This window comes from Claveliimonas sp. (genome assembly GCF_037273965.1).
GTDB classification, from domain to species: Bacteria; Bacillota; Clostridia; order Lachnospirales; family Lachnospiraceae; genus Claveliimonas; species Claveliimonas bilis.
Genome location: NZ_JAYAZJ010000081.1, coordinates 1 through 11,562 on the forward strand (window position 1 = coordinate 1; position 11,562 = coordinate 11,562).

At 46.4% G+C, this 11,562-nt stretch carries 10 protein-coding genes and 2 tRNA genes; 4 read left to right on the plus strand and 8 right to left on the minus strand.

The features are described from left to right. Window positions 1-610, plus strand: a 610-nt coding sequence (locus WJ238_RS07145) for an AraC family transcriptional regulator (protein ID WP_337606545.1), incomplete at its 5' end; no start/stop codon positions are given. Between the two features lie 35 nt (window positions 611-645). On the opposite strand, the gene WJ238_RS07150 is transcribed toward WJ238_RS07145, so the two are convergent. Further along, a complete protein-coding gene (locus WJ238_RS07150) occupies window positions 646-2,889 on the minus strand; it encodes an alpha-galactosidase (protein ID WP_337606546.1) in 2,244 nt (747 codons plus the stop codon). A gap of 107 nt (window positions 2,890-2,996) precedes the next feature. After that, window positions 2,997-3,866, minus strand: coding sequence for an AraC family transcriptional regulator (locus WJ238_RS07155; protein ID WP_337606547.1), 870 nt, complete (start codon window positions 3,864-3,866; stop codon window positions 2,997-2,999). A gap of 143 nt (window positions 3,867-4,009) precedes the next feature. Here WJ238_RS07155 and WJ238_RS07160 point away from each other — a divergent pair, with 143 nt between their 5' ends. From WJ238_RS07160 to WJ238_RS07170, 3 genes are read left to right on the plus strand one after another with little or no spacing between them, the layout of a single operon-like run. Further along, window positions 4,010-5,191, plus strand: a complete 1,182-nt coding sequence (locus WJ238_RS07160) for an MFS transporter (protein WP_337606548.1) — start codon at window positions 4,010-4,012, stop codon at window positions 5,189-5,191. A gap of 13 nt (window positions 5,192-5,204) precedes the next feature. Further along, a complete protein-coding gene (locus WJ238_RS07165; protein WP_337606549.1) occupies window positions 5,205-6,083 on the plus strand; it encodes a radical SAM protein in 879 nt (292 codons plus the stop codon). Continuing rightward, entirely contained in the window at window positions 6,058-7,296 is a 1,239-nt protein-coding gene (locus WJ238_RS07170) for an ion transporter (RefSeq protein ID WP_337606551.1), read from the plus strand. The genes WJ238_RS07165 and WJ238_RS07170 overlap by 26 nt, the downstream gene beginning before the upstream one ends. Before the next feature lie 119 nt (window positions 7,297-7,415). Here WJ238_RS07170 and WJ238_RS07175 read toward each other — a convergent pair. From WJ238_RS07175 to WJ238_RS07200, 6 genes are all read right to left on the minus strand, one after another. Continuing rightward, window positions 7,416-7,489, minus strand: a tRNA-Pro gene (locus WJ238_RS07175). A gap of 53 nt (window positions 7,490-7,542) precedes the next feature. Next, window positions 7,543-7,613: transfer RNA gene (locus tag WJ238_RS07180), tRNA-Gln, on the minus strand. Between the two features lie 224 nt (window positions 7,614-7,837). Next, entirely contained in the window at window positions 7,838-9,052 is a 1,215-nt protein-coding gene (locus tag WJ238_RS07185) for an LL-diaminopimelate aminotransferase (protein WP_337606553.1), read from the minus strand. Window positions 9,053-9,132: 80 nt separating this feature from the next. Continuing rightward, complete coding sequence (gene dapF / locus WJ238_RS07190) at window positions 9,133-9,978, minus strand: diaminopimelate epimerase (RefSeq protein ID WP_337606555.1); 846 nt, start codon at window positions 9,976-9,978, stop codon at window positions 9,133-9,135. Between the two features lie 73 nt (window positions 9,979-10,051). Continuing rightward, window positions 10,052-10,300 carry a TM1266 family iron-only hydrogenase system putative regulator gene (locus WJ238_RS07195; protein ID WP_230106849.1) on the minus strand — a complete coding sequence of 83 codons (249 nt, stop codon included), beginning with the start codon at window positions 10,298-10,300 and terminating at the stop codon, window positions 10,052-10,054. After that, window positions 10,300-11,499 carry an FprA family A-type flavoprotein gene (locus tag WJ238_RS07200; protein ID WP_337606557.1) on the minus strand — a complete coding sequence of 400 codons (1,200 nt, stop codon included), beginning with the start codon at window positions 11,497-11,499 and terminating at the stop codon, window positions 10,300-10,302. The genes WJ238_RS07195 and WJ238_RS07200 overlap by 1 nt, the downstream gene beginning before the upstream one ends. Window positions 11,500-11,562: the final 63 nt, after the last annotated feature.

An 11,562-nucleotide genomic window follows, 5' to 3' on the forward strand; every position in this document is an offset into this window, starting at 1 on the left:
CTACCAGGCCGACGAAAAGGACCCCTGGGAATACACCTGGATCGAATTTGACGGACTGAAAGCCAAAGAAATCATGGAAATGGCCGGAATATCCCAGGATTCTCCCGTCTATAAACCGAGATATAAAGATATTTCTCAGCAGATGGTAAATGAAATGCTCTATATTACCCGGCATTCCCAGGAATCCCCATTTCATCTTATCGGACATTTATTTCTGTTTCTGGATTACCTGACCCGCTCTCACGCCTCCCCGCTTGTAAAGCAGGGAAATCGAATGAGAGACTTCTATATTAAAGAGGCTTTAAGTTTTATTGGACAGAATTTCCAAAATGATATTTCTGTGGAAGACATCGCCGCATTCTGCGGGCTAAACCGCAGCTATTTCGGAAAAATCTTTCATGATACTGTCGGAAAATCTCCCCAGGAATTTTTGATCTCCTATCGCATGTCCAAGGCCGGCGAGCTTTTGAAACTCACCTCCCTGTCTATCGGAGACATCGGAAATGCCGTCGGGTACCCGAATCAGCTTCACTTCTCAAGAGCATTTAAAAATACCTATGGAGTTTCTCCAAGAGCATGGAGATATGAACAGCAGGGCGAGGAAAATTAAATTTCTCCGCCCCGTTTTTCTTTTCCTGTTTCCTTTTAATCCACCGCCTTGAGGATAAACAGACTGGAATCAAAATCATAGGTCTTGTCTTCCTCCACGGAGGTTTCTCCGGAAGCGCCGTCTGTAGTTACAAGTCCGGCATACATCAGTTCATCTCCATAATAGGTCCCCTGACACTTCTTGCGGATTCTTTGTTTTGTAACTTCATAGCCGGTTCCTTCCTCCAGCCCCTTAAGACGCAGTCTTCCAAACGGCAGATTTGCTCCGCTCAGCACACGATACCATCCCACAATTGCTTCTTTCTTATCATCGCTGACCACCATCCAGGCAGTCACATTGTGTTCAAAAGGACTGGACAAACGGTAAAATGTTCCGAACTGCAAAAGATGCCGGTACTGTTTCATAAAGGCGATCTGCTCTTTTACTTCCTCCTGCTCCTTCTCTGTCAATGTGTTTAAATCAAGTTCATATCCAAACGTGCCGAAACAGGCCACATTCGCCCTTGTATGAAGAGGAGTGTTTCTGCCCGTCTGATGGTTCGGCGCTGTCGAAACATGGCTTCCCATGCTGCTTACCGGATAGCAGTAAGAAGTTCCATACTGTATTTTCAATCGTTCCGCTGCATCCGTATCATCACTGGTCCACGCCTGGGGCGCGTAGTAAAGCATCCCCGGATCAAACCTGGCGCCGCCGCTTGCGCAGGACTCAAATAAGATGTGCGGGAATTTGGAAGTCAGCCTTTCATAGAGATCATATACTCCAAGGATATAACGGTGAAACACTTCTCCTTGTCTGTCTGGCGGAAGAGCTGATGACCAGCATTCTGTAATGCTCCGGTTCATATCCCATTTTATATAGGAAACTTTTGCACCGGACAGAATCTTATCCATCATTTCATAAATGCAGTCCACCACTTCTTTTCTGGAAAAATCCAATACATACTGGTAGCGCCCGTGGCAGGATTTCCGTCCCGGAGCCTGAAGGATCCAGTCCGGATGGGCACGGAAAAGATCCGAATCCTTATTTACCATTTCCGGTTCAAACCACAATCCGAACTTCATTCCCATGTCCTCTATTTTCTGTGCAAGCCCCCGGATCCCTTCCGGCAGCCGGTCTGTATTAGCAACCCAGTCTCCAAGCCCAGCATGTTCGCTGCACCGGCCGCCGAACCATCCGTCATCAAGGACAAAGAGTTCTACCCCGGTCTCTTTTGCCTTTGCGGCAATTTCCAGGATCCGCTCCTCGTCAAAATCAAAATATGTCGCCTCCCAGTTGTTGATCAGGATCGGTCGAACCCTGTCTCTCCAGTATCCCCTGGCCAGTCTCTTCTGATAAAGCCGGTGATAGATCTGGCTTAAGCGGTTCAGTCCCTGATCTGTATAGACCATAACCGCCTCCGGGGTTTGGAATGTCTCGCCCGGTTCCAGCTTCCAGTCAAATCCTTCCGGATGGATTCCCAGAAGAACCCTTGTAGTATCATGGGTATCCACCTCGGCCTGTGCCAGGAAATTACCGCTGTACACAAGGCTGAAACCGATTGCCTCCCCCTGAAATTCATCCGCCGACGGACGCTTCAGAATGACAAAAGGATTGTGCTCGTGAGAGGAATGTCCCCTAAGGCTCCCAACAGACTGGATCCCATATTCCAGATGTCTTGTCCGCAAATGTCTCTCTCTTGCCCACGCTCCCGAAAACTGCATCCACTCATAGTCATGATCCGGCAGATCCATACAAAGGCTCATAGCGGTTGCCAGGTGAAGAGCCTGATTTCCATTGTTGGCAAAAGAAACACTCCTTGCAATAATTCCCTCCGCCGCAAATATGGTGTACATCAGCCGTACCTTCAGCTCCGTAACTTTATCCCCAAGGCAAAGAATCAATGTTTCCGCCTCTTTTTCATTTTCCGTATAAATTGCCGGAAGCCCCGGAAGAGACGGCTTTCCTTCCTGAACCTCATAGTCTTCATAGCACAGATCCAAGATCCTGCTGCCGTTTTCCTGCAAAACGTCTACCGCAGGCATGCGGTAATCCCCGCTCCCATAGACTCCGTATTCCTGTTTCAGATGTTCCAGTGAAAAATCTTTACTCTCTTCAAAAATACAGGATGCCATCGGACGGGACATTCTCTCCAGCAAATAAGAAAAGTCCTCTCTGTGGTGGATCCTTTTCCCAAAATACAGCTGTCCTATGTGACCGTTTGGCAAGACAGACATAAGATAGCTGATCTGGTTATTATACAGGTGAAATGTTTTATTTTTTTCATTAACAATTATACTCATCTTCTTCTCCTCCAATGCTGGCGTCGGTGTACCCTTGTACACTGACGCTACTCCAATTATATATAAAACCGTAACCGGCGCCTAGGAGCATTCGTTAGAAAAACGAGTCAAAATGTTAGATCAATTTCTTCTTTCCTCTTTGTTTCCTGCCAGGCCGTATTCTCCTTCCTGTATGCAGACGGAGTGATCCCCATTTTTGCCTTGAATATCTTGGAAAATCCCAGCGCATCCTGATAGCCGCAGGACATGGCAACTGTCTCAACTGACAGATCTGTAAGCTGCAGAAGCTCTGCTGCCCGGGTAAGACGGAAATTTGTAAGATATTCTTTGGGCGATAACTGCAGATTATCCTGGAAAAGCGTGTAAAGGTAGCTTCGGTTCACCCCCACATAATCGGCAATATCTTTTACTCTGACAGGATCCGCATAATTATTCTGGATAAATTCCACCGCCTTGCGGACATAAAGGTTGCCATCCTTTTCCCCGGCATTTCCCGCGATTTCCATATTTTCTTTCAAGGTGCCAAAAAATGTATATAAAAGACCTTCCAGAAAGTACTCATTTGCGGCTGTATATTTTCTATGTTTTAACATGGAATATACAATCTGCTTTAATTCCTCCCCGCAGCCGCACTGAAAGATAAGCTGCTTTTTATTCAGTCCAAGATCTCTTAAATAATCCTCTGCCTTCTTTCCTCCAAATCCAATCCACAGATATGTCCATGGCACTTCCTCATCTGCCTGATAAAAGGTCTGTACCTCCGGTTCGATCAGAAATCCCTGGCCTTTTTGAAGATTGTACTCTTCGCCGTTTACCAGAAATTTCCCTTTCCCTTCCATAATATAATGCAGAATATAGTTGGGCCTGACTGCCGGTCCGAAGCTGTGAAGCGGACTGCATTTGGCATAGCCGCAGAAACATAAATAGAAATCGGAAAATTTGCGGTTCTTCATCTGAAGTACATAGGAATCCTCCATGATCAGCCCTCCTTGTCATTTCCTTTATCATAACACAGAGACAGGATTGCTGTAAAAGAAAGCTTTTCCTCTTGCCAATTGTCTCCAATCGCCTATAATGAAAGTATGATTACGTATCCCGATTTCGGGAAGGAGGGCAGGGAATGAGGCAGAAACGTCAACCCAATCGTTATGTGATTCTGGCGGCAGCATCCATTGTAAATTTTGTGCACGGCAATCCTTATATCTGGACTGTATTTCAGCCTTATGTACAAGAGGAATACGGTCTTTCCCTGGCGGCCTCCAGCCAGCCTTTTACCATTATCATCGGCATTTTCGCAGCCGGAAATATGCTGGGCGGCTTTCTTCAGCACAAGATCGGCGCAAGGGCAACGATCTTTTTCGGAAGCACTGTCATGTGCGGCGGTTTCTTTCTGGCAGCCATGGCTCCCCACAACATGCCCTGGCTGATCTCGCTGGGATACGGCGCCCTCGGCGGTTTCGGATCGGGATGTGCATTCAGTATGCTGACTGCCGTTCCCCAGGAATGGTTCCCCCGGCAAAGAGGCATGGTTTCCGGTATTACCATCGGTATGGTCGGAATCTCCGGTATCCTTATGAATCCGCTGTGCGACTATGTGCTGTCCCGCTGGGGTTACCGCACTGCCATGCTCATGGTGACGGCAATCTATGCCGTTTTGTGTCTGGGCGCTTTCTGGGTTCGGGAGCCCTCTGTCTCTGATCAGGCAGCACTTTCTCAAGGCTCATCTGCCCTGCAGGGAGATTCCGAATCTTCAAAGAAGCAGTTTACAGTGGGGGAAATGATGCGCACCAGATCCTATCTGATCATCAGTACGATCATGGCTCTTGCTGTTCCCGCCTATGTTCTCGTCAATCCGCTGATGAAATCTCTGGGAATGGCCCGGGGACTCACAAACAGCCAGGCTCTTGCCGGCGTGATGGCTGCATCCATCGCCAACATTGTCGGACGGTTTGCTCTGCCCTGGCTTTCCGACCTGGCAGGGAGAAAAAAGATCCTTCGCATGATCTATCTTCTCTGCACAGTCTCTGTCATCGGAGTTTCCGCTGCAGGCGGGCTGCTTTTCATTGTACTTATTTCCGCTGTCTGTCTGGTATACGGCGGGGTTGTCAGTTTATTCCCTGTGGTTGTCTCCGACCATTTCGGCACAAAATATCAGGGGATCAACTATGGTGCAGTTATGATAGGATACGGACTGATCTCTATTTTATGTCCTTATCTTCTGGATATTGCCGGAATTGAACTTTCCTTCATTCTGGCCGGGGTTGCAAGCGGAGTTGGACTTTTTCTGCTGAAATTTTTATAAGGAAGTGATAATTATGGAATATGAAGGCCAGATCTGCCGCTCACCTATGGAACGGGGCTCTTTTATGCTGCCTGTCATGGTAGGCTGCAGTTATAACAGATGTTTCTTTTGCAATTTATTCCGCCACCTGAACTATCGGGTTCTTCCTCTTGAACAGATTGAGGCGGAACTGAAGCGCGTAAAAGAAGCCGGCGGAAATCCCAGCCGGGTATTCTTAGGAGATGGAAACGCCTTCTGCCTTGACACCTCCCGCCTTCTTGAAATCCTTAACATGATACATGCCTATTTCCCTGGCTGCAGCAGCGTCAATATGGATGCCACCGTTTCTTCCATTCTCGCCAAATCCTCGGGGGAACTGAAATCTTTATGGGAACACGGCGTCAGGCATCTCTATATCGGAATTGAAACCGGGCTGAACGACGTTCTGCTTTTTATGAGAAAAGAACACAACCTGGAACAGGCCTATGCCGCCGTATATAAGCTGAAGGAAGCCGGGGTTATTTTTGACGCCCACATTATGACCGGCATCGCCGGAAAAGGCCGGGGACTGGAAAACGCCGAAGCTCTGGCGGAATTTTTTGATCGGACACAGCCGACGCATATTGTAAATTTTTCTCTGTTTCTCGACCGCACGGTTCCCCTTTGGCGGGAAATCGAGGAAGGCCGCTTTTCTCCGGCATCCGAATTGGAAAATCTGAAGGAAGAACGGCATTTTCTGAAACTCTTTCACCCATCTTCCTCCCCGGACAGCCAGAAAATTCTGTACGACGGTTTTCATGATCTTATTTCCGTTCGTATTCGGGGTTCTCTTCCCGATGACAGGGAAAAGATGCTGAAAAAGCTGTCTGATGAGATCAGCAGACAACATGAAAAACAGACAAGGAGAACGTAAAGCGATGTTCAAGAAACTGGGGAAATATAAAAGAAGAATTTTTGAGATCATTGAGGTTGGCACAAAATACGATTATGCAAGCCGGATCTATGATTTTTTCAACGCCTTCTGCATTATTGTGAATCTGGCAGTCAGCATGTTATATACCTTCGAGGAATACCGGGCACAGTACGGCGCTCTTCTTCTGACATTGGAAGAGCTTACTGTTGCTCTTTTTCTGATGGATTACATCCTCCGGATATGGACAGCAGGGTATTTGTATCCGGATCTTCCTGTATGGAGGGCGACTTTAAAGTATATGTTTTCCTTTACCGGTATTGTGGATCTTTTATCCTTCCTGCCTCAGTATCTCCCGATCTTTTTCCCTTCAGGCGCCATTGCTTTCCGCATGTTTCGGATCATCCGGATTTTTCGGCTGTTTCGGATCAACGCCTACTATGACGCCCTCAACGTCATTACAGAAGTCATTGTCGGAAAAAAACAGCAGCTTTTCTCCTCTGTCTTTATTATTCTGATGCTTATGTTTGCCTCCAGTCTCTGTATGTACAGTTTGGAGCACCAGGCGCAGCCGGATGTATTTTCCAACGCTTTTTCCGGCATCTGGTGGGCAGCTTCCACTCTGCTCACAGTAGGTTACGGTGACATTTATCCTATCACAACACTGGGAAAGATGTTCGGTATCTTCATTGCCTTCCTGGGTGTGGGGATTGTAGCTATCCCTACCGGTATTATTTCCGCCGGATTCGTCGACCAGTATTCCCGCATCAAAAGGATGGCAGAATACGGGCCACAGTCCGCCATCAATTTTATCAAAATCCATTTGACTGACCGGGATCCCTGGATCGATCACACAATCTCGCAGCTCCATCTGCCGGACAGTGTTATCGTCGCTGTAGTAAAACGGGGAGACCGCATCCTTGTTCCACGGGGAAATATGATCCTCCGATCAGATGACATCATGGTGTTGGGAGCCGAGTCCTACCAGGATGACAAAGAACACATTAAACTCAAAGAATTTCTTCTGCAGAAAAATCATCCCTGGATCGGCAAGACCATCCGAAGTCTGGAGATTTCCAGACATTCTATTATTGTTCTGATCCGAAGGAACCGGAAAGTTATGATCCCCAACGGGAATATGATCTTAAGGGAAAACGACACAGTGATCCTTTATACCCAGAGTTATCTGGGCGGAGATGGAGATATTAAAATATAGCGATATAAAGAGAACTCTCTGGAAATATCTTTCAGAGAGTTCTCTTTAGGTTTAAATCATAAAAAGCAAAAAATAAATCCACAAAGTCTGAAATAAACTTTGTGGATCTCACTTAAAAATCGGAGTGACAGGATTTGAACCTGCGACCTCTACGTCCCGAACGTAGCGCTCTACCAAGCTGAGCCACACTCCGATGATATTGACCGGAACTTCTTTTACAGAAGTTCCAGCGCCCCTGCCAAGGAACTACGGATAGAGGACTCGAACCTCTACTAACAGAGTCAGAGTCTGCTGTGCTGCCATTACACCAATCCGCACTGTCTGTTTTTCTTATCTGTTTTGTTCAGCGAACAAATATTATTATAGCAGGCTTTTCCAAAAAATCAAGTACTTTTTTTCATTTTTTTCATTTTTTGCTTTTCCACTATGTTTCAAGGCAATTGTCACGAAAAAATGTCAGTTTCACATGCAATTGCAATAATACCCGGGGCTATTGTTAATTTGGGACGTAACACTTTTAAAAAGTGTTACGTCCCAAATTTTACATTTTCTTAATCCTGTCAATTGCGGCAACTGTGTTTTCATATGAGCCAAATGCTGTCAGGCGGAAATATCCCTCTCCGCTTGGACCGAATCCGGATCCCGGTGTTCCCACAACTCCTGCGTTCTCCAGCAAATGATCAAAGAACTGCCAGGATGTCATTCCTTTCGGTGTCTCCAGCCAGATGTATGGGGCGTTCACACCGCCTGATACGTTATATCCTGCATCTTTCAATCCCTGATAGATCACTTTGGCATTGTTCATGTAATAAGCCACCTGCTCTTTCAGCTGTACTTTTCCTGCCTCAGAGTATACGGCCTCTCCTGCTTTCTGCACAATGTAGGGCGCTCCGTTATATTTTGTTCCGTGACGCCTTGCCCACAGGGAATGAAGTGTCACATCTTTTGATTTAATATCTTTTGGAATAACGGTCGCTCCCAGGCGCACTCCGGTAAATCCTGCATTCTTGGAGAAGCTTCGCAGCTCGATCGCACAGGTTCTTGCTCCTTCGCATTCATAAATAGTGTGCGGAACATTTTCTTCGGAAATATATGCCTCATATGCAGCGTCATAAATAATGACAGCACCCTCTTTATTGGCATAGTCAACCCATTTCTGCAGTTCATCTTTTGTGATAGTGGAACCTGTCGGATTATTCGGGAAGCACAGGTAAATAATATCCGGCCGTTCTTTTGGAAGTTCCGGCGCAAAATTTGTTTCCTTTGTACATGGCATATAAATGACATCGCTCCATGTTTCTGTAGCCGGATCATAAGTACCGGTCCGTCCTGCCATAACATTGGTATCTACATACACCGGATAAACGGGGTCGCATACTGCAATCTTATTATCTTTAGCAAAAATTTCCTGAATATTTCCGGAATCACATTTTGCACCGTCAGAAATGAAAATTTCGTCAGCCTGAATATCACATCCTCTTGCCTGATAATCATTTTTTGCCATAGCGCTTCTCAAAAATTCATATCCGAGATCCGGCGCATAGCCGTGAAATGTCTCTGCATGTGCCATCTCTTCTACGGCTCCGTGCAGGGCCTCTATAATGGCCGGTGCCAAAGGCTGTGTTACATCTCCGATCCCCAGGCGTATAATGGATTTATCCGGATTTGCCTCCTGATATGCTGCTACTTTTTTCCCGATCGTAGAGAAAAGATAACTTCCTGGTAATTTCAAATAATCTTCGTTTACTTTAAACATCCTAGCTGTCCTCTCCTTATCTTTTTGTTTTATAAGTGAAAAAGTAAATAACTTTATCTCTTTTTACGTTGTCCTTCTTTTTAAGAAATCATATATTCTCCGTCAAATACATGAGCCGCCGGTCCTGTCAGCAGAATTTTGTCTGTATCCTTCTGCCAGTTGACAAAAAGTTCTCCGCCGGATAATTTTACTGTCACTTCCCGTTCTGTCAAATGGTTCAGCACTCCGGCCACCACTGCTGCGCAGGCTCCTGTTCCGCAGGCAAGGGTTTCGCCGCTTCCCCGCTCCCAAACCCGCACTTTCAAAGTTGCAGGATCTATGACCTCCGCAAACTCCACATTAACTCTTCTTGGAAATCTTCCATGATACTCAAATGCCGGGCCAAGCCATTCCAGCTCCAGTCCCCTTACATGGTTTGCAAAAACTACCGCATGGGGATTTCCTATAGAAACTCCGGTCATCCTGTATTCCACACCATTCACTGTGATCGGCTCATCAATTGCCAGCGTATGCTCACATATCACCGGCACCTGATCTGCTTCCAGAACAGGACTTCCCATGTCTACCTCTACCATACTGATCCGCCCCTTTTCTTTCGGATTCGCAAAAAGGCGAAGATGGCGGATTCCTGCCTTTGTTTCAATATCCAACTCTTTTTTTGCAGTTATCCTCCGTTCATACACATACTTTCCAAGACAGCGGATACCGTTTCCGCACATCTCCCCAGGAGAACCATCTGCATTGTACATTTCCATGGCAAAATCCGCTTTCATGGAAGGACAGATCAGAATCAATCCGTCTGCTCCTACGCCGAAGTGCCGGTCACTGATTTTTTTAGCCAATCGTTCCGGTTCGTAAACCGTCTCCTCCAGACAGTTTACATAAATATAATCATTGCCAATCCCATGCATCTTTGAAAATTTCATACTTCTTCCCTTTACGGCATTTTTTTGTTCTACCAAATATTTACGATCCTGCCGTCGGTTTTAGAAGTAAAGCCTACACCTTTGCTGTCAGTGTCTTCGCCGTCACACCGGGCTGCATGCCCAGCTTCCCGGAAAGTGCGCTTGTCACCTCTCCCGGCGCGTCCATCACCACGCTGATGATCGACATCTGCCTCTGGCGGTAAGGGATCCCCATTCTGCCCACAATATACTGACGGTATTCATGAAGCAGCTTATTTACAGCCTCCGAAGCTTCTTCGTCCTTAACAATAATACTGACAACTGTCACTCTGCTCTCTTCCATTACATTGCCTCCACAATCTGAGAAACAAATGCTTCCAGCTCTTCTTCCTGCCCCTGTTTGAGAACAGATTTTAAAGAAAGCTTCTTGTCTAAAATCTGCATTTCTTTCATCTCTTCCAGCTCCTTGGTGATCAAACGTCCGGAAGCTGCCGCCCATGTGCCGTTTTCCACCAGCGCAACGGTACGCTTCTGCACTGACAGGGCCTTCATGTCCGCAAGGAGATTTTCCATCGGAGGATAGATTCCGCCATTATAGGTAGAGCATGCCAGCACAATATGACTGCAGCGGAAAATTTCAGAGATCAACTCTGATACATGCACATCCGAGACATCATACATTTTTACATCTTTTATGCCTGCTTCTGTCAGTCTGCACGCTACTGCATCGGCTGCTGCCTCTGTATTCCCGTAAATAGATCCGTAAATAATAACAACTGCTTTATCTTCCGGCTCATATCTGCTCCATTTATCATACTTGTCTACAAAGTGTTCCAGATTTTCTCTCCATACCGGTCCATGAAGCGGACAGATCACCTGAATGTCCAGAGCTGCTGCCTTTTTCAAAAGCCCCTGCACCTGCATCCCGTATTTTCCCACGATATTAGAGTAATAGCGTCTTGCGTCCGCCATCCACTCCCCGTCAAAATCCATTTCGTCGCTGAACAGCTTTCCATTCAACGCTCCGAATGTGCCGAATGCGTCTGCGGAAAACAGTACTTTGTCCTTTTCATCATAAGTAACCATGACTTCCGGCCAATGTACCATAGGCGCCATGGCAAAACGCAGGGTATGACTTCCTGTATTCAGCACATCCCCTTCTTTGACGGCCATCGTCTTCCCTTCTATATCCATATCATAAAACTGTCCGATCATCTGCAGAGCTTTTGCACTTCCCACTATCGTCAGCTTAGGATACCGATACAGCAATTCCTCAATGTTCGCACAGTGATCCGGTTCCATATGCTGTACGATCAGATAATCCAGGTTTCGTCCACCCAGCGCATACGCTATATTTTCCAAAAACTGCTGAGTTACACTCCCATCTACTGTATCCATCAGCACCGTCTTCTCATCCAGGATCAGATAAGAATTGTATGACACTCCTCGCGGTATGGGAAATAAATTTTCGAAACGGGACAGTCTTCTGTCATTGCATCCTACCCAAACGATATCATCTGTTACTTTTCTTGTAATCTGCATATCTACTTTTACCTCCTGATCATCTATGCCTATTGTCCTAATCATGAACTGTCAATTATAATC

Bases quoted from the DNA above. Each gene is read 5' to 3' on its own strand.
- WJ238_RS07165 (WP_337606549.1), top strand. From the start codon at position 5,205: ATGGAATATGAAGGCCAGATCTGCCGCTCACCTATGGAACGGGGCTCT.
- WJ238_RS07150 (WP_337606546.1), bottom strand. From the start codon at position 2,889: ATGAGTATAATTGTTAATGAAAAAAATAAAACATTTCACCTGTATAAT.
- WJ238_RS07170 (WP_337606551.1), top strand. From the start codon at position 6,058: ATGAAAAACAGACAAGGAGAACGTAAAGCGATGTTCAAGAAACTGGGG.
- WJ238_RS07195 (WP_230106849.1), bottom strand. From the start codon at position 10,300: ATGGAAGAGAGCAGAGTGACAGTTGTCAGTATTATTGTTAAGGACGAA.
- WJ238_RS07185 (WP_337606553.1), bottom strand. From the start codon at position 9,052: ATGTTTAAAGTAAACGAAGATTATTTGAAATTACCAGGAAGTTATCTT.
- WJ238_RS07200 (WP_337606557.1), bottom strand. From the start codon at position 11,499: ATGCAGATTACAAGAAAAGTAACAGATGATATCGTTTGGGTAGGATGC.
- dapF (WP_337606555.1), bottom strand. From the start codon at position 9,978: ATGAAATTTTCAAAGATGCATGGGATTGGCAATGATTATATTTATGTA.
- WJ238_RS07155 (WP_337606547.1), bottom strand. From the start codon at position 3,866: ATGGAGGATTCCTATGTACTTCAGATGAAGAACCGCAAATTTTCCGAT.
- WJ238_RS07160 (WP_337606548.1), top strand. From the start codon at position 4,010: ATGAGGCAGAAACGTCAACCCAATCGTTATGTGATTCTGGCGGCAGCA.